Annotated in this window: 18 protein-coding genes and 1 tRNA gene; 5 read left to right on the top strand and 14 right to left on the bottom strand. The window is 70.6% G+C overall.

Going from position 1 to position 22518, the window contains the following annotated elements; all coding sequences use genetic code 11:
* Positions 1-131: 131 nt before the first annotated feature.
* Positions 132-1229 (top strand): glycosyltransferase, encoded by a 1098-nt coding sequence (locus U8331_RS03470; RefSeq protein ID WP_481132243.1) that lies wholly within the window; start codon positions 132-134, stop codon positions 1227-1229.
* 25 nt (positions 1230-1254) lie between these two features.
* The gene (locus U8331_RS03465) at positions 1255-2544 is read left to right on the top strand and encodes a glycosyltransferase (RefSeq protein ID WP_481132242.1); all 1290 of its coding nucleotides are present in this window, start codon (positions 1255-1257) and stop codon (positions 2542-2544) included.
* Between the two features lie 67 nt (positions 2545-2611).
* Here the strand turns inward: U8331_RS03465 and U8331_RS03460 are convergent, their stop codons facing one another.
* Positions 2612-4801, bottom strand: coding sequence for a RelA/SpoT family protein (locus U8331_RS03460; RefSeq protein ID WP_481132241.1), 2190 nt, complete (start codon positions 4799-4801; stop codon positions 2612-2614).
* A 66-nt stretch (positions 4802-4867) separates the two neighbouring features.
* On the opposite strand from U8331_RS03460, the gene U8331_RS03455 reads away from it, so the two are divergent.
* Entirely contained in the window at positions 4868-5380 is a 513-nt protein-coding gene (locus U8331_RS03455) for a hypothetical protein (RefSeq protein WP_481132240.1), read from the top strand.
* A 165-nt stretch (positions 5381-5545) separates the two neighbouring features.
* Here U8331_RS03455 and hrpA read toward each other — a convergent pair whose 3' ends face one another.
* Positions 5546-9532: an ATP-dependent RNA helicase HrpA gene (gene hrpA / locus U8331_RS03450; protein WP_481132239.1), complete on the bottom strand. Its 3987-nt coding sequence runs from the start codon at positions 9530-9532 to the stop codon at positions 5546-5548.
* Positions 9533-9618: 86 nt separating this feature from the next.
* Here hrpA and U8331_RS03445 point away from each other — a divergent pair, with 86 nt between their 5' ends.
* On the top strand, positions 9619-10203 hold the full coding sequence (locus tag U8331_RS03445) for a Dps family protein (RefSeq protein ID WP_481132238.1): 585 nt from the start codon (positions 9619-9621) through the stop codon (positions 10201-10203).
* Positions 10204-10740: 537 nt separating this feature from the next.
* Positions 10741-12558, top strand: coding sequence for a DNA helicase RecQ (recQ, locus tag U8331_RS03440; RefSeq protein WP_481132237.1), 1818 nt, complete (start codon positions 10741-10743; stop codon positions 12556-12558).
* A gap of 51 nt (positions 12559-12609) precedes the next feature.
* Here the strand turns inward: recQ and U8331_RS03435 are convergent.
* The 12 genes from U8331_RS03435 to U8331_RS03380 all read right to left on the bottom strand — a co-directional run bounded on the left by U8331_RS03435 (position 12610) and on the right by U8331_RS03380 (position 22209).
* Positions 12610-12685, bottom strand: a tRNA-Lys gene (locus U8331_RS03435).
* Positions 12686-12719: 34 nt separating this feature from the next.
* The gene (gene queC, locus U8331_RS03430; RefSeq protein ID WP_481132236.1) at positions 12720-13397 is read right to left on the bottom strand and encodes a 7-cyano-7-deazaguanine synthase QueC; all 678 of its coding nucleotides are present in this window, start codon (positions 13395-13397) and stop codon (positions 12720-12722) included.
* Between the two features lie 238 nt (positions 13398-13635).
* Positions 13636-14313: a 7-carboxy-7-deazaguanine synthase QueE gene (gene queE / locus U8331_RS03425; RefSeq protein ID WP_481132235.1), complete on the bottom strand. Its 678-nt coding sequence runs from the start codon at positions 14311-14313 to the stop codon at positions 13636-13638.
* Between the two features lie 57 nt (positions 14314-14370).
* Positions 14371-15204, bottom strand: coding sequence for a tol-pal system protein YbgF (ybgF, locus tag U8331_RS03420; protein ID WP_481132234.1), 834 nt, complete (start codon positions 15202-15204; stop codon positions 14371-14373).
* 14 nt (positions 15205-15218) lie between these two features.
* Positions 15219-15728 (bottom strand): peptidoglycan-associated lipoprotein Pal, encoded by a 510-nt coding sequence (gene pal, locus U8331_RS03415; protein WP_481132233.1) that lies wholly within the window; start codon positions 15726-15728, stop codon positions 15219-15221.
* 75 nt (positions 15729-15803) lie between these two features.
* Entirely contained in the window at positions 15804-17144 is a 1341-nt protein-coding gene (tolB, locus tag U8331_RS03410) for a Tol-Pal system beta propeller repeat protein TolB (protein WP_481132232.1), read from the bottom strand.
* Positions 17145-17239: 95 nt separating this feature from the next.
* The gene (gene tolA, locus U8331_RS03405; RefSeq protein WP_481132879.1) at positions 17240-18130 is read right to left on the bottom strand and encodes a cell envelope integrity protein TolA; all 891 of its coding nucleotides are present in this window, start codon (positions 18128-18130) and stop codon (positions 17240-17242) included.
* Between the two features lie 71 nt (positions 18131-18201).
* A complete protein-coding gene (tolR, locus tag U8331_RS03400) occupies positions 18202-18642 on the bottom strand; it encodes a protein TolR (RefSeq protein ID WP_481132231.1) in 441 nt (146 codons plus the stop codon).
* A gap of 9 nt (positions 18643-18651) precedes the next feature.
* A complete protein-coding gene (gene tolQ / locus U8331_RS03395; protein WP_481132230.1) occupies positions 18652-19443 on the bottom strand; it encodes a protein TolQ in 792 nt (263 codons plus the stop codon).
* Positions 19444-19516: 73 nt separating this feature from the next.
* Positions 19517-19948 carry a tol-pal system-associated acyl-CoA thioesterase gene (ybgC, locus tag U8331_RS03390; RefSeq protein WP_481132229.1) on the bottom strand — a complete coding sequence of 144 codons (432 nt, stop codon included), beginning with the start codon at positions 19946-19948 and terminating at the stop codon, positions 19517-19519.
* Positions 19941-20984 carry a Holliday junction branch migration DNA helicase RuvB gene (gene ruvB, locus U8331_RS03385; RefSeq protein WP_481132228.1) on the bottom strand — a complete coding sequence of 348 codons (1044 nt, stop codon included), beginning with the start codon at positions 20982-20984 and terminating at the stop codon, positions 19941-19943. The genes ybgC and ruvB overlap by 8 nt, the downstream gene beginning before the upstream one ends.
* Before the next feature lie 268 nt (positions 20985-21252).
* A complete protein-coding gene (locus U8331_RS03380; RefSeq protein ID WP_481132227.1) occupies positions 21253-22209 on the bottom strand; it encodes a TerC family protein in 957 nt (318 codons plus the stop codon).
* Positions 22210-22518 lie beyond the last annotated feature (309 nt).

The following is a 22518-nucleotide window of genomic DNA, read 5'->3' as shown; positions in this document are numbered from 1 at the left end:
TGGTCGGCGGGCGCACCCGCGGGTGGCAGGCGACATGCCGGCGCGCGCTGGCCTGGGCCGGATCCCGCCGAAGCAGCACGGCGGTTGTGGAGGCGTGTGTTCCCGCCGCCGCCCCCCACGACGGGCCGTGTGTGCTGCTGGTCGACGTGGCCGTCCCCGACCCTGTCCGGGACTCAGGTTCGCTGCGGCTGAGCAACCTGATGCGGGTGCTGCGGTCGGCGGGCTACCGGCTGGTGTTCATCCCCGACGACTTCCGCACGCGGGGTCCGGCAGCCAACGCACTGCGCGCGATGGGCGTGGACGTTCCGGTGCTTTCGGGCGCCCGCGACGCCGCGGCCTGGGTGCGGCGCCACCACTTCGACCTGGAGGCCGCGATCCTCTGCCGACATCACACGGCCGGCCACTGGCTGCCGTTGCTGCGTTCGGTCGCCCCCGGCACCCGGATCGTGTTCGACACGGTCGATCTGCACCACCTGCGGGAGCATCGCGAGGCCGACCACGCCGGCAGCCGGTCCCTGCGCCGCCTCGCCGACGCGACCCGCCGCCGCGAGCTGGGCCTGGTGCGCCGGGCCGACACCACCTGGGTGGTCAGCCCGGTGGAACGTGAACTGCTGGCCGGCGCCTGCGCCGGCGCGGACGTGCGGGTGCTGTCCAACATCATCGACGAGGACACCGCGGGTGCGGACTACGCGGTCCGACGCGATCTCCTTTTCGTCGGCGGGCTCCGCCACCCCCCCAATCGCGACGCGGTGGAATGGCTGGCCGCGGAGATCTTCCCGCGCATCCGCGAGCGGCTTCCGGGGGTCGAACTCCACCTCGTCGGCGCCCCCGGCCCGGATCCGCTGCCCGGTTTTTCGCCGGGCTCCGGCATCCATGCCCATGGGCACGTCGTGGATATCGCACCTTACCTGGACCGCTGCCGGATCGCACTCGCGCCGCTGCGGTTCGGCGCGGGCGTAAAAGGCAAGATCAACCTGAGCATGGCCCACGGCCAGCCCGTCGTCGCCACCGGTTGCGCCATCGAGGGCATGCATCTGCGGCACGGTTACGACGTGCTGGCGGCCGACGACGCGGCAGCGTTCGCGGCGGTGGTCGTGCGCCTGTACGGCGACGCCGCGCTCTGGCAGGACCTTGCCGACCGCGGGCGCAACAACGTGCGAACGCACTTCTCTCCACAAGCCGCCCTCGCGGTGGCCACCGCCACGCTGGGCGCCCCATCGCGCCCCTGAGCCGCGCCCCGGACCTGCCGACGCAATGCGCATCCTGCTGATCGCCTACGAATTCCCCCCGAGCCCTTCGCCCCAATCGTTGCGCTGGGCCTATCTCAGTCGGGAACTCCACCGGCTGGGGCATGACGTGCACGTACTCACCATCGACCTGGGCGGCTCGCAGCCGGGGCTGCCGGAACTCCCTACCGGCGTGCGGATCCACCGCACCCATCCCGGCCCGGTCCGCGGACTGGTCGCGCGGCGGCGCCGGTACCGTGCGCGGCGACGCGAACAGGCGGACGCCGCAGCTGCGGGCGCGACATCACCGGTGCCGGTACCGTCCCGTGGCGGCTGGAAGCATCGCGTTTCCGCATTGCTGCAGCGGGTGGGCGAGCACATCTGGTTCCCCGACCTTCGCGGCGAGTGGCACCGACCCGGCCGGGCACGGTTGCTGGAGCTGCTCGGGACGCTCACGCCCGACGTGGTGATCAGTTCGCACGAACCGGCCACCACCCTCGAACTGGGACTGGAGGCCAAGCGCGCCGGCATCCGCTGGATCGCGGACCTGGCGGACCCGGTGCTGGCGCACTACACGCTTCCGCGCTGGCGCGACCGCGCACACCTGCTGGAAGCGCGCGTGTGCGAATGTGCCGACCACATCCTGGTGACCACACCCGCGGCGGAACGGCTGCTTCGCGAACGCCACCCCGGCCGGGCCCCGATCCACGTGCTTACCCAAGGCTTTGATGCCGATCCGCGGGCGCCGGGGGCGAACGATCCGCGCCCACGCGGGGACGTGCTGGAGTTGCTCTATACCGGCAGCTTCTACAGCTTCCGCACGGCCGGGGCCCTGTTGCAGGCGGTACTGGCGACGCCGGGTACGCGGCTCAACATCGCCACGATCCAGGTGCCCGACGAGGTGCTGGCCGCGGCGCGCGCGCACCCCGACCGCATCCGCCTGCTCGGCTTCCTCCCGCACCTTGAGGCGTTGGCATGGCAGCGTCGGGCCGACGTGCTGGTCAACCTGGCCAACCGCGACCCGTCGCAGGTGCCGGGAAAGTGCTACGAGTACCTGGGCGCCGGTCGGCCGATCCTGCACCTGGGCGATGCCCCGGGCGACGCCGTTGCCGAGCTGATCACCACCCGCCGGCGCGGCTGGGTCTGCGCGCCGACGACGCAGGCAGTGAGCGGCCAGCTGGCCAGGCTGCGCGAGCGGCAACAGGCCGGTGTCCTCACTGAAGACCTGGTGCTGGACGCCGGCACGGTCGCCGAGTTCTCCTGGTCCGCACTGGCGCAGCGGCTCGACCGGCTACTGCAGGAACCGACGCAACCCTAGCGAGCGGCAGCGCCCGCCAGCCGGTGGTCTGCATGGCCACCCGAAAACCACGCGAGCGGCTTCGCCATCACCCGCGCCGCACCTGCTCCACGCCCGGCAACGCCGCCAGCTTGCCCAGCAGGGTGGAGAGCTCGCCGTAGTCCGCCACCCGCAGCCGCATGCGGAAGCGCACGCGCGCACCGTTGCGCTCGGCGTCCCCGTGGATGCCGGCGAGATGGACGTTGGCCTGTGCGATGACGTTGGTGATTTCCTTCAGCAGCCACTTGCGGTCCACCGCCAGCAGTTCGACGTCCACTTCGTAGCCCTTGCTCGCGCGCCCCCACTCGACCGGCAGTGCGCGTTGCGGCTGGCCCGCGGCGAGTCGCTGGAACGACGCGCAACCGGCGCGGTGCACGGTCACGCCACGGCCGCGGGTGAGATAGCCGACGATCGGCTCGCCGGGCAGTGGCTGGCAACAGCGCGCCAGTTGCACCAGCAGGTTGCCGACGCCCTGCACGGTGAAGTCCGTGGCGCGGTTGCGCGGGGCCGGCGGCGCTGGCACCGGGGCGGCCGGCGGTTCCGGTGCCGGGTTTGCCGCCGCCCGCTCGTGCTCCAGCAGGATCCGGCCGACCTGGTGCGGCCCGACGTCGCCGAGCGCGACCAGCACGTGCAGGTCGCCATCGCCGTCGAGGTGGAAACGCTCGCGTGCCGGCGCCAGGTCCGCGCCGAGCAGGCCCAGACGGCGCAGCTCCCGGTCGAGCATGTCGCGCCCGGCGGCTTCGTTGCGCGCACGGTCCAGCTTGTGGAACCAGCTGCGCACCTTCTCGCGCGAGCGGCTGCTGGCGAGGAAGCCGTTGGACTCGATCAGCCAGTCGCGCCGCGGCTCGCCGGTCTTCGCGGTCATGATCTCGACCCGGTCGCCGCTGCGCAGCCTGTGGTCGAGCGGCACGATCCGACCGTCGACCTTGGCGCCGCGGCAGCGGTGGCCGACCTCGGTGTGCACCCGGTAGGCGAAGTCGAGCGGGGTCGCACCGGCCGGCAGGTCGATCACCTCGCCCTTGGGCGTCAGCACGTAGACGCGGTCTTCGACCAGTTCGGTATCGAGCTCGCCCGCCAGGGTCGCCTCGTCCGGTTCCACGCCGTCGGGTGCGGGCTCCAGCAGCCGCCGCATCCACGCGATCTTGCGATCGAACGCCGCGTTGCCGGCGCCGCTTTCCTTGCCCGCCCCCTCCTTGTAGCGCCAGTGCGCCGCGACGCCGAGCTCGGCCTGGCGGTGCATCTCCATCGTGCGGATCTGCACTTCCAGGGTCTTGCCTTCCGGCCCCACCACCGCGGTGTGCAGCGAGCGGTAGTCGTTGCGCTTGGGGCGGGCGATGTAGTCGTCGAATTCGCTCGGGATCGGGGTCCACGTCGCGTGCACCACGCCGAGCGCGGCGTAGCAGTCGGCCAGGCTGTCGACCAGCACCCGCACCGCACGCAGGTCGTAGAGCTCGCTGATCGGGGCGTCCTTGCGCTGCATCTTCTTCCAGATGCTGTAGATGTGCTTTGGCCGCCCTGCGATGTCGGCTTCGATGCCCTGCGCGGCCATGGCTTCACGCAGGCGCTGCTTGACCCGTTCGATGTACTGCTCGCGGTCGGCGCGCTTCTCGTCGAGCAGGCGGGCGATCTGCTTGTAGGTGTCGGGCTGCAGGTAGCGGAACGCGAGGTCTTCCAGCTCCCACTTGAGCTGCCAGATGCCCAGGCGGTTGGCGAGCGGCGCATGGATGTCGCGGGTCAGCCCGGCCAGCCGGCGGCGCCGGTCCTCGGGCAGGGCGGATGCGTGCTGCAGCCACGCCAGTTGCCGGGCCAGCAGGATCGGTACCACCCGCATGTCGCGGACGATCGCCAGCAGCAGCCGGCGCAGGCCCTCGCTGCCGCTGCGCCCGTCCTGCTCGGCGTGCAGCGCCCACACCCGGGCCGCGGCGCGCTGGCCGTCGAGCAGCGCGGCGACCGCGGGATGGTCGCTGTCGAATGCCGGCCCCAGCCGCTCCTGCAGCCGCGGGAAGCTGGAGATCACCGCGGCCGCCAGGGTGTCGCTGTCCGCATCCAGCCGCTGCAGCGCGGCGAGCGTCGCCCGCACGACCGGCAGCGGATCGGCCCGTTCGTCGGCCGGATCCCCTTCGGCCGCGGCTCGCCGGAGCGTGTCCCGCAGCGGCGCGGCGATCGCGTCGACCACCGGCTGCGCCAGCAGCTCGGACAGTGACGAAGGGCTCTCGGACGGGGACGGTGACGCGCCCATTACGCGGTTCGTTCGGTGGTGGGGACGTGGCTACACTAGCGATCAACCGACCGCAGGAACAGTTCGATGCGCACGCCCACCGCCACCCCGCGCCGCCTCCGTCCCCTCGCCTTCGCCGCCGCGCTGCTGCTGGCGCCGCTGGCACTCGCCCAGCAGGGCGAGCGGATCGAACAGCAGATGACGCCCGAGCAGTTCAAGGCCGCCGGGCTGGACCGGCTCGACGCCGCGGAACTGGCCAACCTCAACGCCTGGCTCAATCGCACCCTCGACGTGGAGACGACCCGCGCGGCCGAGACCGCCAAGCAGCAGGTCGCCGAAGAACGACGCGGGTTTACCGGTCAGGGTTCGTCCGACGAGCCGATCACCGCACGGCTGCAGGGTGGGTTCAACGGGTTCGGCAAGGGCCGCGAATACCGGCTCGACAACGGTCAGGTCTGGCGCCAGACCGACGGCGCCAGCCTGGCGGGCGTCAAGCTGGACGGCCCGACCGTGACGATCGCGCCGAGCCTGATCGGCAGCGCGTGGTACCTGAAGGTCGAGGGTTACAACACCCGGGCCAAGGTCGAGCGGGTGAAGTGAGCGGTGCCGGGCTTCGGCCTGGACGATCCACCCGCTTCTTGCAGGAGCGGCTTCAGCCGCGATCGGAAATCGGCGCGGGCGAACGATTCCACGATCGCGGCTGAAGCCGCTCCTGCATAAGCCCGTACCGGCTCCTGCGGCGATCCGGTCCGCACGCCGGTAGCTTCACTCCATCCGCGCCAGCCGCGTCGCCAGCTTCTTCGGCGACACCCCGCGGGCGCCGAGTTCCTGCGCGAACAGCGATACCCGCAACTCCTCCAGCTCCCAGCGCAACGCCTGCCAGTCGGGCGCGTCGGCTTCGCCGCGGTCCTGCGCGCCGGCCAGCGCGTCGACGAACGGCTTGAGTTCGAGCATCCGGGCCTGGTCGCGGGTGGGGTCGCGCAGCGCGCGCTCGCCGCGCAGGGACAGCGCCTTCAGGTAGCGCGGGTATTCGGCCAGCGCCGTCGCCGGCACGTCGCGCAGGAAGCCCGGCGGGGTCAGCGCCGCGAGGTGGGCGCGCATGTCGTCGAGGTTGCCGCTCGCCCAGCCCATCAGCGGTGATTCGAGCTTGCCGCGCGCTTCGGCAACGGCCGCGAGGATCGCCTCGGCCTGGCGCAGGCGTTCCATCGATTCGGGGAACAACTGTTTGGCCACCGCGTCGCGGCGCGCGGCGAAGGCGTCGGCGTCGCGGATGTCGCCAAGGCCGTCGGCGACGAGCGAGGCGAACGCGCCGTCGACGATGTCGGCACGCAGGCGGTCGCCGTCGCGCTCGCCGGTGTCGCGCGGCGCGGACGACTCGATCGCTGCGTACAGCAGGCCGGTCTTGGGCGACACCGGCAACTGCTTGCGCGCCTGCTTGCGACGGTCGGCCAGCGCCAGCCACAGCAGCCGGCGCACGCCGCGCGGGTGGTGGTGCAGCGCGGTGTCGCGCTCGGCGTGGACCTGCAGCGAGACGCTGTCGCCGTCGTCATGCAGCGCCGGGTAGGCCGGCACGCCGGCGGCGCCCGGCACGCTGGCCGGGATCGGCGCCTCGGGAAAACCGACCAGCCCGCGCTGCATCAGGCCGTCCGCCGCGTGTGCGGCGAACGCCCGTGCGGCGCGTTCGCCAAACCGCGCACGCAGCTCGGCCAAGTCCCGCGACTCGGCCAACACGGTGCGGCCGTCGCGGTCGTGCAGGCGCAGGTTGGCGCGCAGGTGCGGCTCCAGCGCCGCCTCGTCGAAATCGACGCCCGCCACTTCGGCGCCGGTGACCTTGTGCAGGAAGCGCGCCAGCATGCCGGCGAACGCATCGCCCCCCGGCCCCGGGTGCGCCTCGGCGAACGCGCGGGCGAAGTCCGGCGCCGGCACGAAGTTGCGCCGCTGCACCTTGGGCAGCGACTTAATCAGCGCCGCGGCCTTGTCGGTGACGAAGCCTGGCGCGAGCCAGCCCAGCCGCACCGGATCGAGCGCGTTGAGCAGATGCAGCGGCACCGCGACAGTCATGCCGTCGTCGGGCGCACCAGGGTCGAAGCGGTACTTCACCGCCAACCGCGCATCGCCCAGTTCGATCACTGGCGGGAAGCGCGCAGCGTCGGTCTCGTCGCCGATCAGCAGGTCGTCGAGCGACCACTCCAGCGTGGCCTGCTGCGCCGCAGGCAGCTTGTTGAACCAGGCATCCAGCGCCTGCGCGTTGTGCACCTGCGGCGGCAGCCGGTCGAGGTACCAGCGCGCCATCCATTCTTCGTCGACGACGATGCCGGCGCGGCGCTGCTTGGCCTCTTCCTCGCGCGCCTTTTCCAGCGTCGCGAGGTTGCGCTTGAGGAACACCGCACGGGTGTTGACCTCGCCGGTCACCAGCGCGTCGCGGGCGAAGATCGCGCGGCTCTCTTCCGGGTACAGGCCGCCGTAGTGGATCGGCCGCTTGGGCGCGAGCACCAGCCCAAACAGGCTGACCTGCTCGCTGCCCAGCACCCGACCCTGCGCGCGCGACCAGCGCGGGTCGAAGTGGCGACGCGCCAGCAGGTGCGGCAACTCGTCGATCGCCCATTGCGGCTCGATGGAGGCGTTGGTCATGGCCCACACCTTCTCGGTGTCGAGCAGCGTCGCCGACAGCACCCACGGTGGCGGTTTGCGGATCAGCCATGAGCCGGGGAACAGGCCGAATTTTCGGCCGCGCGGGCCGTCGTAGACTACCGTCGGCTTGCGCTCGCCGGGCTTCTTCTCGCCCGGCTTTTTCTCGGGCCCCGGCTGGCGATGGCCGATCTGGGTAGGCAGGCCGGCGATCAGCGCGCGGTGCAGGTTGGCGAACGCACCGGCATCGGGTTCGGCCAATGCCGGCCCCTGCTGCCAGCCCAGGTCGTCGGCCATCAGCTTGAGCTGGCGGTGCAGCTCGCGCCATTCGCGCATGCGCAGGAAGCCGAGGAAGTTCTTCTCGCACCACTTGCGCAGCTGCGACTGGGTCAGCTCCTCGTGCGCGTCCTGATAGGCGACCCAGAGCTTCAGGGTGCCGACGAACTCGGAGCTGTAGTCGACGAACTGGGCGTGCGCGTTGTCGGCCGCGGCGCGCTGGTCGGCCGGGCGTTCGCGCGGGTCCTGGATGCCGAGGAACGAGGCGACCACCAGCATCTCGCGAAGGCAGCCACGGGCGTTGGCGGCGACCAGCATGCGCGCCAGCTTCACGTCGACCGGCATGCGCGCCATCAGCTTGCCGGTCGCGGTCATCGCGCGCGCCTCGTCGACCGCACCGAGCTCGGCCAGTTGCTGCCAGCCGTCCGCAATCGCGCGCGGGTCGGGCGGTTCGAGGAACGGGAACCGTTCGATGTCACCGAGGCCGAGCGCCAGCATCCGCAGGATCACCCCGGCCAGCGCCGCGCGGCGGATCTCGGGGTCGGTGAACTCCGGGCGCGACTCGAAATCGGCCTCGCTGTAGAGCCGGTAGCAGGTGCCTTCCGACACGCGGCCACAGCGACCCTTGCGCTGGTTGGCGCTGGCCTGGCTGACGGGTTCGATGTGCAAGCGGTCGAGCTTGCCGCGCGGGCTGTAGCGCTTGACCCGCGCCAAACCCGGGTCGACCACGTAGCGGATCCGCGGCACCGTCAGCGAGGTTTCGGCGACGTTGGTCGCCAGCACGATGCGGCGCTGCGGGCCGGGGTTGAACACCCGGTCCTGGTCGCGCACCGACAGCCGCGCGTACAGCGGCTGCACCTCGGTATGGCGGTACTTGCGACGCTCCAGCGCCTGGTGGGCGTCGCGGATCTCGCGCTCGCCCGGCAGGAAGACCAACACGTCACCGCGCGGGTCTTCCCTGGTGATCTCGTCGCACGCCGACACGATCGCGTCGTTGACCGTGCGCTCGCCGTCGCGGTCGCCCTCGCCCTCCAACGGCCGGTAACGCACTTCGACCGGGTAGCTGCGGCCTTCGACCTCGACCACCGGCGCATCGTTGAAGTGGGCCGCGAAGCGCGCGGTATCGATCGTCGCAGAGGTGACGATGACCTTCAGGTCGCGGCGCTTCTGCAAAAGCTGCTTGAGGTAGCCGAGCAGGAAGTCGATGTTGAGGCTGCGTTCGTGGGCCTCGTCGATCAGGATCGTGTCGTAGCGCGACAGCCAGCGGTCGGACTGGATCTCGGCCAGCAGGATGCCGTCGGTCATGAACTTGACCGCGGTCTGCTCGCCGACGTTCTCGTTGAACCGCACCTGGTAACCGACCGCGCCACCCAGCGGGCTCTGCAGCTCCTCGGCGACGCGCTTGGCGACCGCGCGCGCGGCGATCCGGCGCGGCTGGGTGCAACCGATCATGCCGGCGGCGCCGCGGCCGGCGGCCAGGCACAGCTTGGGAATCTGGGTGGTCTTGCCCGAACCGGTCTCGCCGGCGATCACCACCACCGGGTGCTTGCGGATCAGCTCGACGATGCGATCGGCCTCGGCCGCGATCGGCAGCGAGGGGTCGACCGGCGCCGCCGGCAGGTGGGCCGCGCGCGACTCGCGGCGCGCCACGGACTCCGCCAGCGCGCGTTCGAAGGCCGCCCGGGCCTCGTCGTCCTCCGGCTTGCCGCGCCAGCGCGACCACAGCCCGTGCAGACGGCCACGGTCGCGGCTCAGCCCCGCGTCGATCGCATCGCGTGCCGGCCGCAACGCCGGGGGCAGAGGCGCTCGCCGTGACGCGCTCTTAGCGGGCCGGTCGATAGGGTTCATTGATTGATCGGGTTCGGACAAACCATTTCACACCACCGCCTGCGCGCCATATTGTCGCCGCAAGCGACTTCAAAGGGAGAAACACAATGGCCAAGACCAAGTCTGTGACCAAGTCCACCAGGGCCGGCAAGTCCACCGCCGCCAAGGGCGGCGCCCGCGAGCCGGCAGCGTCGCCCGGCGCGGGCTCCAGTGCGCCGGCCATCGATATCGGGATCGGAGACCGCGATCGCAAGAACATCGCCGAGGGACTCGCCGCCTACCTGGCCGATGCCTACACGCTGTACCTGAAGACCCACAACTTCCACTGGAACGTCACCGGGCCGATGTTCAACGCCCTGCATGTGATGTTCGAGACCCAGTACACCGAGCAGTGGACGGCGCTGGACGAAGTTGCCGAGCGCATCCGCGCCCTTGGTTTCAACGCGCCGGGCTCCTATGCCGAGTTCACGCGCCTGACCTCCATTCCCGAAGAGCCGGGCCTGTCCGACGCCGCCGACTGGCGCGAGATGGTGCGGCAGCTGGTGGTCGGCAACGAGGCCGTCTGCCGCACCGCGCGCAAGGTGCTGAAGACCGCCGACGACGCCGGCGACGACCCGACCGTCGACCTGCTGACCCAGCGTCTGCAGACCCACGAGAAGTACGCGTGGATGCTGCGTTCGCTGCTGCAATAGGTTTCCTCGCAGTTTGAACCCATCAGGACCCCGGAGCTGCTGCCAGCGCCGGGGTTTTTTATTTGGCGCGGCGATTGCCGGTGCAGGCGCAACCGGGCGAGATCGGCGGGTTGTTCAGCGGCTTCGGGCGGGTGCGTCGCCCCCAAGGGAAATTGCTACCCGGTTCGGTCGGACATCGTGTCCGACTCACCGGCCGCGGCCATCCATGGCCGCTGTACGCAACGCCCCTCGGGGGCGCCACATCGGCGCATTGGGTGGCGTCGCGCTCTGCTTCCCGCCGAAGCATCGACGCCCCACGCGGGAGCCGGGGGACGGGGGAGGTCCGGAAAGCAGGCCATGGATGGCCTGCGGCCCCGAGTCGGGGCAGGACGCCCCGACCGAGGGGTGGAGGCACATCCCCCGTCCCCCAGCTCCCGCGGCGCGTCGCTACCCGAGCCCCACCACGCCACTTCGCCCACAGCGCAACAGCGAGTTCCCCCACCGGAATCGCCGTTCCGTTCCCCGGTCGCGAGACGTCCCCTTGCTACCCTGTATCCCATGCAAGACGCCGCACTAGACCTGCTCCGCACCACCTTCGGCCACCCCGGCTTCCGCGGCGAACAGGCCGACATCGTCGACTGCGTCGCCGGCGGCAACGACGCCCTCGTCCTCATGCCCACCGGCGGCGGCAAATCCCTGTGCTACCAGCTGCCCGCCCTGCTGCGCGACGGCTGCGGCATCGTCGTGTCCCCGCTGATCGCCCTCATGCAGGACCAGGTCGAAGCCCTGCGCCAACTCGGCGTGCGCGCCGCCTGCCTCAACTCCACCCTCGACGCCGCGGCTGCCGCCGAGGTCGAGCGCGACCTGCTCGCCGGCAACCTCGACCTGCTCTACGTCGCCCCCGAGCGCCTGCTGACCGGGCGGTTCCTGAACCTGCTCGACCGCGCCCACGACGGCACCGGCATCGCCCTGTTCGCGATCGACGAGGCTCACTGCGTGTCCCAGTGGGGCCACGACTTCCGCCCCGAATACCGCCAGCTCACCATCCTCCACGAGCGCTGGCCTGACGTCCCGCGCATCGCCCTGACCGCGACCGCCGACGCCCCGACCCGGCGCGAGATCGCCGAGCGCCTCGCGCTCGAGGACGCCCGCCAGTTCGTCAGCTCGTTCGACCGGCCGAACATCCGCTACCGGATCGTGCAGAAGGACGGCAACGGCAGCCGCGCCCTGTTCGACTTCCTCGCCGGCCACCGCGGCGAGAGCGGCATCGTCTATGCGTTCTCGCGCAAGCGGGTCGACAAGACCGCCGAGCAGCTGCAGGCCGCCGGCATCGACGCCCTGCCCTACCACGCGGGCATGCCGGCCGAGCAGCGCGCCGCCAACCAGCGCCGGTTCCTGCAGGCCGACGGCGTGGTGATGGTCGCGACGATCGCGTTCGGCATGGGCATCGACAAGCCCGACGTGCGCTTCGTCGCCCACGTCGACCTGCCCAAGTCGATCGAGGGCTACTACCAGGAGACCGGCCGCGCCGGTCGCGACGGCCAGCCGGCCGAGGCCTGGCTCAGCTACGGCCTGGGCGACGTGGTCAACCTGCGCCAGCTGATCAACCAGGGCGAGGCCGGCGAGGAGCGCAAGCAGTTGGAGGTGCGCAAGCTCGACGCCCTGCTCGGCTACTGCGAGTCCACCGGCTGCCGGCGGCAGGCGCTGCTGGGCTGGTTCGGCGAGCACCACGACGGCGCCTGCGGCAACTGCGACAACTGCATCGACCCGCCCGAGAGCTGGGACGGCACCGAGGCCGCGCGCAAGGCGCTGTCGTGCGTGTACCGCAGCGGCCAGCGGTTCGGCGCCGGCCACCTGATCGACATCCTGCGCGGCGTATCCACCGAGAAGGTCCAGCGCTTCGGCCACGAGCGGCTCAGCACCTGGGGCATCGGCGCCGACCTCGACGTGCGCCAGTGGAGCGGCGTGTTCCGCCAGCTGGTCGCCGGCGGGCTGCTGGAGGCCGACGTCGACCGCCACAACGCGCTGCGCCTGACCGCGCTGTCGGCGCCGGTGCTGCGCGGCGAGCGGACCCTGCGCTTCCGCAAGGAAGCACCGAAGGCACCACGCCGGCGCGAACGCACCAGCGCGACCCCGATGATCGAACTGGCGCCGGAGGCGATGCTGCGCTTCGATGCCCTACGCGAATGGCGCGCCACCACCGCGCGCGAGCAGAACGTGCCGGCCTACGTGATCTTCCATGACGCCACGCTGCGCGCGATCGCCGAGGCCGACCCGGGCGACCTGGATGACCTCGCCGGGATCGCCGGCATCGGTGGCACCAAGCTCGAGCGCTACGGTGACGCGGTGCTGCAGCAGTTGTTCGACGTCGCCTGAGGGCGGATGCCGGAAACGGAAAACTCCGCCGCGGCGGGGTTCTCGGGGCAATGGTGGGTCGTGATGGATTCGAACCATCGACCAGCGGATTAAAAGTCCGATGCTCTACCGACTGAGCTAACGACCCGTTGCCACCCGGCGTCGCGCCGGGGGCGGCAATTCTAGCGCATGTAGCGGGTCGGGTCGGCGATGCCGGCGGCGGCGAAGCCCTCGGCGCGCAGGCGGCAGGCGTCGCAGTGGCCGCAGGCACGCCCTTCCGCATCGGCCTGGTAGCACGAGACGGTGTCGGCGAAGTCGACCCCGAGGCGCACGCCCTCGCGGGCGATGTCGGCCTTGCTCAGGTGCTGCAGCGGCGCGTGCACGCGGATGCCGGCACCCTCGACGCCGGCCTTTGTGGCCAGGTTGGCCAGCCGCTCGAACGCTTCGATGAATTCCGGCCGGCAGTCGGGGTAGCCCGAATAGTCGACCGCGTTGACGCCGCAGAAGATGTCCGCCGCGCCGAGCACCTCGGCCCATCCCAGCGCGACCGACAGCATGATCGTGTTGCGCGCCGGCACGTAGGTCACCGGGATCTCGTCGGCGGCCGGCACGTGGTCGAGCGGCACCTCGATCTCGTCGGTCAGCGCCGAGCCGCCGATGCTGCGCAGGTCGACATTGACGGTCTTGTGGGCGACCGCGCCGAGCGCGCGGGCCACGCGGTCGGCGGCTTCGAGCTCGGAGGTGTGGCGCTGGCCGTAGCGCACGCTCAGGGCGTGCACGGCGAAGCCCTGTTCGCGGGCGATGGCGACGACGACGGCGGAGTCCATGCCCCCGGAGACGAGGACGACGGCGTTCTTCATTGGCAAGGGTCCATCAACATGCTGGAGGCATTGTAGGAGCGACGTGGGTCGCGAGCGGGTTGAAGGTCGGGGCTGGCTGGTCGACGACCGCCGGTGAGTCCCTCGGGGCTTCGCCCGCGCTATGGGTATCACTTCGGAGAAATCGCGCCAGGCACGCGCCGCGACTCCGGATGCGGATGCGCGATCGCGACTGACGTCGCCCCTACAGGTGGTTGCACGGAGAGGACGAACGGGCCGGTCAGCGACCCGGCTCGTCGTTCCAGAGGATCTTGTGCAGCTGCAGCTGGAAGCGGACCGGCAAACGGTCGGCGACGATCCAGTCGGCCAGGTCGCTCGGGCGGATCTGGCTGAAGCTCGGCGAGAACAGCACATCGCAGCGCTCGGTCAGCCGGTGCTCGGCGGTCACCGCCCTGGCCCACTCGTAGTCCTCGCGCGAGCACACCACGAACTTGACCTGGTCGTGCGGGGTCAGCAGCGCGATGTTGCTCCACAGGTTCCGCTCCACCTCACCCGACGCAGGCGTCTTGATGTCGAGCACGCGCGACACCCGCGGGTCGACCTCCGAGATGTCCAGCGCGCCGGAGGTCTCCAGCGAGACTTCGTAGCCGGCATCACACAACCGCTGCAGCAGGCCGATGCAACGCTTCTGCGCGAGCGGCTCGCCACCGGTGACGCAGACGTGCCGGGCACCATGGCGGCCGACTTCGGCCAGGATGCCGTCGTAGTCCCACCATTGCCCGCCATGGAAAGCGTAGGCGGTATCGCAGTACTGGCAACGCAACGGACAGCCGGTCAGCCGCACGAAGACGGTCGGCCAGCCGATGCTGCGCGACTCGCCCTGCAGGGACAGGAATATCTCGGTCAGCCGCAGTCGCTCGGGCGACAGGGCGGCCGCCTCGGGGACAACGGCGTTCATCGGATCATTTTAGCGAAGTGCGGGCCCGGCGGCGCCGGCGGCCGCAAACCCCCAGGCCTAGCGCAGCCGCCCCAGCTGGATGGCGCCGAGGCGGTCGGTCGCCACGCGGGCGGCGTCGGTCCCCGGGTAGCGTTCGGCGACCGCGGCGAGCGTGCGCTCGGCGGCATCGATCTGCTGCAGGCCCTGTTGCGACAGGCCCACCTTGAGCATCGCGCCCGGCGCCTTGTCGTGGGTCGGGTAACGCTGCAGCAAGGCCTCGAACTGCTCCAGCGCGAGCTTGTAGTTCTGGGTGACGTAGTAGCTCTCCCCCAGCCAGTACAGGGCGTTGGGCGCGTAGGCGCCGCCGGGGAAGTGGCCGAGGAAGGAATGGAACAGGCGCGCGGACTCGTCGTACCGGCCGCCCTTGAGGGCGTCGAAGGCCTGGTCGTAGGCCTCGCGTTCGCCCGCGATCTCGTCCAGCTTGCCGGCATCGCCATAGATGGCCGGAACGCCTTCCACCGGCGCTGCGCCGACGGCACCGGCCGCCGGCGCGGCGGGCTCGGCCACCGGCGGCTCGATCGGCAGGCCCGGGTCGAGCGCGGGTGCCTCGCCGCCCTGGAGCCGGTTGATGCGACCGTCGAGATCGAGGTACTGGGCGCGGCTGGTGCTCTTGAGCTGCTCCTGCTCGTGGCTGAGCTGCTCGACCTGCGCGCGCAGCGCGACGACCTCGTCCTTGAGCAGGTTGACCTGCCGCAGCAGATCGACCGCGACCTGGTTGTTGCCCGCCTGCTGTTCGAGCAGCGCGACCCGCTCACCCAGGCTGACGCGCTGGGCGGAAGCGGGAGCGGCGGCCACGAGGGCCGCCGCAACCAGCGATGTCGCAATGAGTTTCGACAACGGATTATTGCGCATCACTTACTGCCTTCTTACTTCGCGGTGTAGATGATCTCGACACGGCGGTTGCGGGCCCAGCACTCCTCGTTGGAGTCGGTGCAGGTCGGGCGCTCCTCGCCGTAGCTGGTGACCATGATCTGCGAGCCCGAGCCGCCGTTGGCCTGGACCGCCGAGGACACGGCCATGCCGCGGCGCTCGCCGAGGCCCATGTTGTACTCGCGACTGCCGCGCTCGTCGGCGTGCCCTTCGAGGGTCATGCGCGAGGACGGACGGTCACGCAGGTACTTGGCGTGGCAGCCGACCAGGGCCTGGAACTCCGGACGCAGCACGTCCTGGTCCAGGTCGAAGTAGACCACGCGCTGACGCAGGCAGGCGTCGGTGTCGAGGTCCTCGGGGGTGTACACGCCCGAATCGACCGGAGCCTGGGTGACGGGCGCCGGGGTGGTGTCGACCGGCGGGGCTTCTTCCTTGACCTTCTTGGAGCAGGCAACCGCTGCGGTGCAGAGCAGAGCGGCCATCAAAACGCGCGTGGTGCTGTTCATCATCGGTTCCTCGTCTTGGCTTGAACTGGTGAAGCGGTGGGAAAGTCGGAACACCGTTTGATCGGGACGGTGTGCTTACGGTTTGCGGAACGGCCCCCAGGCCGGCTCGCGGACATCGCCGCCGGACAGCACCAGGCGCTGGCGCACCCGGCCGTCGGCGGATACGGCATACAACACCCCGCGGCCGCCTTCACGCGCAGCATAGATGATCATCGCGCCATTCGGGGCGAAGCTCGGGGACTCGTCCAGCGACCCCGGAGACAGCGTGCTCCAGCGCGGCGAACCCAGGCTGCGGTCCATCAGCGCGATGCGGTACGTGTTGCCGGCGCCCTGCGCGGTGGCGATCTTCTTGTCGTCGAAGGACACCGACGCGCTGGCGTTGTAGTTGCCCTGGAAGGTGACCCGGCTGGCGCTGCCGCCGCCGGCCGGCACCTGGTAGATCTGCGGCTGGCCGCCACGGTCGGAGGTGAAGTACAGCGAGCTGCCGTCGGCGCTCCAGGTCGGCTCGGTGTCGATGCCGAAATGGTTGGTGACCTGGGTCAGCGCCTTGCTGCCGAGGTTCATCACGTAGATCTCGGGGTTGCCACTGCGCGACAGGGTCAGGGCCAGCCGGTTGCCGTCGGGCGAGAACGCCGGCGCGCTGTTGATGCCACGGAACTTGGACACCAGCTGCCGGCTGCCGGAGGTGATGTCCTGGATGTAGATCGACGAGTTGCCGCCCTCGAAGCTGACGTAGGCCAGGCGGTTGCCGTCCGGGCTCCACGATGGCGACAGCAGCGGCTCGGGCGAGCTGACCACGGTCTGCGGGTTGTAGCCGTCCGAGTCGGCCACGACCAGAGCGTAGCTGGCGCCGCGGCCCACCCCGGTGGCGGTCACGTAGGCGATGCGGGTGAAGAACGCACCCGGCACGCCCAGGATCTTCTCGTAGACGGCGTCGGCGATCTGGTGGGCGACGTCACGCATCGCGTTGCTGCGCGCGGTCAGGGCGAACCCGAGCAACCGCTGCTGGGTGGCCACGTCGAACAGTTCGTACTCGACCCGGTAGCTGCCGCCCCCGCCGTCGACCACGCGGCCCACGACCAGGTAGTCCTGGTTGAGCGCACGCCAGGTCGGATAGTTGACCTCGCCGCCACGGGTCGGCCGCTCCACCAGGTCCGCCTCCGGCAGGCTGCGGAACTGCCCGGAGCGGTTGAGGTCGGCCGCGATCACCGCAGCGACGTCGGTCTCCGGTGCACTGCCGCCGCCCTGGTACGGCATCGGCACCACCGCGATCGGCAGCGCCGCGGCATTGCCGCCGACGATGTCGAGCTCCAGTCCCTGCTGCTGCGCAGCGGCGGCAAACGGGAGCAACAGTGCGAGCACCGCGGCACACAGCGCGGCGGAGACCGAGGAACACCAGGGGGCGAGTCGTTTCATCAGCAGGTCCTGACAGCGAAGCTGAAGTGTTAACAGCATCCGTGTGAACGCTTTCTCAAAGCTGAACACGCGGATGGGCGGGCGGCGGGGTGGTGTCAGCGGTCGCGGGCTTCGAAATTGAGCGTGAGGGTACGGGCGAATACCTGCTCGAAACCGGCGAACGGCAGCGGTTGCGCCTTCAGCACGGCCGCCTCGATCGAGCGGCGCCCCATCTCGTCGTAGGCGCACGGCGAGGTGACTTCCGCGCTCATGACCTCGCCGCCGGGCAGTTGCTTGATGACCAGGGTGCAGCGCGCGCCGAGTGGAACCGTCTCCGGCCGCGTCCATTTGGCCAGGATCGCCTCCTGCAGCGCCGCGGCGTAGCGCGCCTTGAGCCCGGTATCCACGCCGTTGTTGCCGGCGGGCGCACTGGCGCTGGCGGGGGAATCCTCGGCCGCGCTGGCCGAGCGGGCATCGGCGATCTGCCTGAGCTTCTGCGCGGCCAGTTCGGCTTCGCGTGCGGCGGCGGCGCGCTTGCGTCGGATCTCGGCCAGCTTCTCCTCACGCTCCTTCGCTTCGGCGGCGAGCCGGCGCTTGCGCTCGGCCTCCTCCTGCCGCTTGCGTTCGGTCAGGTCGACCTGGGCCTGGCGGCGCTTCTCCTCCTGCAGTTTTTCCTCGTCGGACGGCGTAGGCGTCGGCGCGTCGACCACCTCGTCCTGGTCGGTGGTGTCCGGCACGGGGATGAAGTCCTGCGCCTGCTGCTGCGGCGGCGTGGGCGCATCCTCGGGCACCGGTTCGGGAATCGGCTGCGGCAGGGGCGCGGCGTCGTCCTCGACCGGCTCGGGAAGCGGTTCGGGTTCCGGCTCGACGACCCGCTCGGGGCGGTCGCTCAGCACCTCGCGCATCGACCGCGACAGCGCGTCGGCGTCGACCAGGGTCGCCTCGACCGGTGCGCCGGCGGCGCTGACCGGCTGCGCGGCGCGGGTCCACCACAGACCGGCGAACATCAGCGCGAACAGCACGACATGCAGCCCGATCGCGAGCAGCACCGCGTCGCGGGTATCGGCGCGGGTTTCCCTCACTGCTGCACGGCCTCCGACGGCGCGCTCATCAGCCCGACCCGCGGCACATCGGCGTTCTGCAGCAGCACCATCGCCTGCAGCACCACCTCGTAGTTGGCGCTGCGGTCACCGGCGACGTACACCGGCACGTCCGGGTTCTGCCGCACGAACGCGGCGACCTTGGCCTGAAGTGCCTCGGCGGTCAGCGCCTCCTGCTCGGCGCCCTGCAAGGTCAGGAAATAGTTGCCGGCGGCGTCGACACTGACGATCACCGGGTCCTTGTCCTGCGAGATGGTCTTGGCGTTGGACTTGGGCAGCTCGATGTCGACGCCGAGGTTCAGCAGCGGCGCGGTCACCATGAAGATGATCAGCAGCACCAGCATCACGTCGATGTACGGCACGACGTTGATCTCCGCCTTCAGGCGGCGCTTGCGGACGCGGCGGCCGTTGTGGGTCATGGCCATGGCTCAGGCGGTCTCGGTCAGACCGGCCTGGCGCTCCAGGATCGAGGAGAACTCCTCGGAGAACGCGTCGTAGCGCACCGCGATCCGCTCGACCTTGGTCGCGAAGCGGTTGTACGCCCACACCGCGGGGATCGCGGCGAACAGGCCCATCGCGGTCGCGATCAGCGCCTCGGAGATGCCCGGCGCGACGGTGGCGATCGTCGCCTCCTGCACGTTGGCCAGGCCCTGGAAAGAAATCATGATGCCCCAGACGGTGCCGAACAGGCCGACGTAGGGACTGATCGAGCCGACGTTGGCGAGGAACTCGAGGTTGTGCTCCAGGCCGTCGAGTTCACGCGCTGTCGCCACCCGCATGCCGCGCTGCGCGCCTTCCAGCTGCATGCGGTTGTCGACCACCCGGCGCTGGCGCGAGAACTCGCGGAAACCGGCCTCGAAGATCGCCTCCATGCCGCCGGTGTCGCGGTTGCGCTGGCTGGCGCCGGCGTAGAGCTTGGTGAGGTCGGCGCCGGACCAGAAGCGCTCCTCGAACGCCTCGGCCTCGCGCTCGGCGCGGTCGAGCACCTTCTTCTTGCGGAAGATGATCACCCACGAGGCGATCGAGGCGAACAGCAACAGCAGCATGACCAGCTGCACCGGCAGGCTGGCGTGCAGGATCAACTGCAGCAGGTCGAGGTTGTTGTCGGCGGTGATCGCCTCGGCCGGCAGCACCGCGGCGGCATTGCCGACCGCGCTGGCGGCGTCCTCCGGCAACGGTTCGACAGTGGTGGCCTGCAGCGCGCTCAGCAGTGGGGTCATTCCTGGTCTCCGGTGCCCGTGGCCCTGGGCGTTGTGTCTGTTGTGGTGGAACGGTTCGGTACGTCTCGCGGGGTCAACGGGCCGGCGCGGGCTGCTCGAGCGCCTTCAGCCCGTCCAGCAGCGGCGGCGGGATCGGCCGCGGCCGGAACCCGGCGGCGTCGAGTGCCGCGACCCGCACGCTGGCGGTCAGCAGCAGCTCGCCGCCGCGGCGGATGTCCTGCGCGAACACCGCGCTCGCGCGCCGGCATTCCCGCAGCGACACGCCCACCTGCAGCGCATCGTCCAGCCGGGCCGGCTTGAGGAAGTCGATCTGCATCGCGCGCACCGCGAACACCAGGTCGTGCCCGAGCCGCAGCGCCTCCTGTCCGTAGCCCTCGGCGCGCATCCACTCGGTGCGGGCACGCTCCAGGAACGCCAGGTACTGCGCGTGGTAGACCACCCCACCGGCGTCGGTATCCTCCCAGTAGACCCGTGTCGGCCAGCTGAACGCGAGCCCACTATTCATCGGCGCCCCCGTCGAACAGGCCGCCGGCGCTGGAGCCGGGGCGCGGCTTCAGCCCGAGGTGGCGGTAGGCTTTGGGGGTCGCCATCCGGCCGCGCGCGCTGCGCACCAGGTAGCCCTGCTGGATCAGGTACGGTTCGATCACGTCCTCCAGCGTGCCGCGTTCCTCGCTGAGCGCCGCCGCCAGCGACTCGACCCCGACCGGGCCGCCGTCGAAGTTGTCGATGATGGTGCGCAGCATGCGGCGGTCGAGCTCGTCGAAGCCTTCGGGATCCACCTTGAGCATCGCCATCGCCGCGTCGGCGACTTCACGGGTGATCGCCCCGCCGGCCCGCACCTGGGCGTAGTCGCGCACGCGCCGCAGCAGGCGGTTGGCGATGCGCGGGGTGCCGCGCGAGCGCCGCGCGATTTCCGACGCGCCTTCGGCCTCGCAGGCGATGCCGAGGATCTGGGCGGAACGGCGGACGATCTTCGTCAGCTCCCCGGCGCTGTAGAACTCCAGCCGCTGGACGATGCCGAAGCGGTCGCGCAGCGGCGCGGTCAGCAGGCCGGCGCGGGTGGTCGCCCCGATCAGGGTGAACGGCGGCAGGTCGAGCTTGATCGAGCGCGCGGCCGGGCCCTCGCCGATCATGATGTCGATCTGGTAGTCCTCCATCGCCGGGTAGAGCACTTCCTCGACGACCGGCGACAGGCGGTGGATCTCGTCGACGAACAGCACGTCGTGCGGCTGCAGGTTGGTCAGCAGCGCGGCGAGGTCGCCGGCCTTCTCGATCACCGGGCCGGAGGTGACTCGCAGGTTCACGCCCAGCTCGTTGGCGATGACGTGGCTGAGGGTGGTCTTGCCGAGGCCGGGCGGCCCGAAGATCAGCACGTGGTCGAGCGCCTCGCCCCGACCCTTCGCCGCCTCGATGTAGATCTTCATCTGCTCGCGGACCGGCTGCTGGCCGAGGTATTCGTCCAGCCGCTTGGGCCGGATCGAAGCTTCGATGGCGTCGTCCTCGCGGGTCGAGCCGGCGTCGATGATGCGCTCGTCATTCATCGGGCTATGGTCGCATGCGACCGGGACGCGGCGCAGGACCGGGCGCGCAGAAAACCGGGGTCGAAGGGCAAGAGCGGTTTTGGCGGGTGGCGCGGCGCAGGAGGCCCCCGTCAGGGGTATTGCTCCGTCCCTTGATCGAGGCGTCCTGCCTCGACGCGGGGCCGCCGGCCATCCCTGGCCGGCTCTCCGCAATACCCCTGCCGGGGACCTCCTGTCCCGGATGACAACGGCTTCGGATGGAGCGGGGGAGCGCGCGCTCCCCGCGGTCTCAGCCTGCGGCCGGCTTCTGCGGGCGTGCCAGGCTCAGCGCGACGGTGGCTGCGAGAATCATCGCCACCGCGCCAAGCGACAGCAGCACCGGGATCTTGTAGATATCGATCAGCAGCATCTTGGCGCCGATGAACCCCAGCACCACCGCCAGGCCATAGGGCAGCAGGTGGAAGCGTTCGGCCATGCCGGCCAGCAGGAAGAACATCGCGCGCAGGCCCAGCACCGCGAACACGTTCGAGGTCAGCACGATGAAGGGGTCGGTGGTGATGGCGAAGATCGCCGGGATCGAATCCACCGCGAAGATCACGTCGGTGATGCCGATCATCACCAGCACGATGAACAACGGAGTGAACTTGCGCCGGCCGCCGCGGCCGAGCCACAGCGCGCCACCGCGGTAGCGGCGCACGAAGGGCACGTGCGCGGTCAGCCACCGCAGTAGCGGGTTGTTGCCGAGGTCCGGTTCCTTGCCGGCGGCGAACCACATCTTCACGCCGGTCAGCAGCAGGAACGCGCCGAACACGTAGAGCATCCAGTGGAAGTGCGCCAGCAGCGCGGCGCCGGCGAAGATCAGGATCGCGCGCAGCACGATCGCGCCGAGGATGCCGATCACCAGCACGCGCTGGCGCTGCTCCTCGGGCACCGCGAAGTAGGACATCAGCATCAGGAAGACGAAGATGTTGTCGACCGCGAGTGCCTTCTCCACCAGGTACCCGGTGAGGAACTCCAGGCCCACGCGGCGCGCCTCGTCGGGGCCGGCGGACTGGTCGATGTACCACCACAGCGCGGCGTTGAAGGCCATCGCCAGGGCGACCCAGCCCAGGCTCCACCACGCCGCCTCGCGGAACGTGACCTTGTGCGCGCCGCCGTGGCGCATCAGCACCAGGTCGACCATCAACGCGATCAGTACAAGGCCGGAGAAACCGGCCCACAGCCAGACATTGCCAATCGTTTCCATCGTGATTTCCGGGCAGCAGCGGGGTGGACCGCGGACATCGGCGGCTCGGAACCCTTTGCACGGAGATCCGGGGACGCACCTTCGCCATCGCGGCGAAGGTCTTGCTCACAGCCCGGTGGACTGCCGTGGGACCGGAGCATGTCTGCTCGAAATGACGGCCCGCACGCTGGGAGCTACTCCCCTTCGGCGGGCATTGTGGCGGCGGCCGCAGGGCGCGGTCAACGGGGCACCCCCTGGAAAGCCGGCCGACGGGCCGGCCCCACGCCGCCCGGCAGCACCGTCGGCACGGGCCGCATCGGGACCGCGCCG

It is taken from the genome of Lysobacter sp. CC-YZS074, assembly GCF_056739745.1.
The sequence above is the reverse complement of the archived record's forward strand: the minus strand, read 5'-3'. Positions and strand labels throughout refer to the sequence as shown.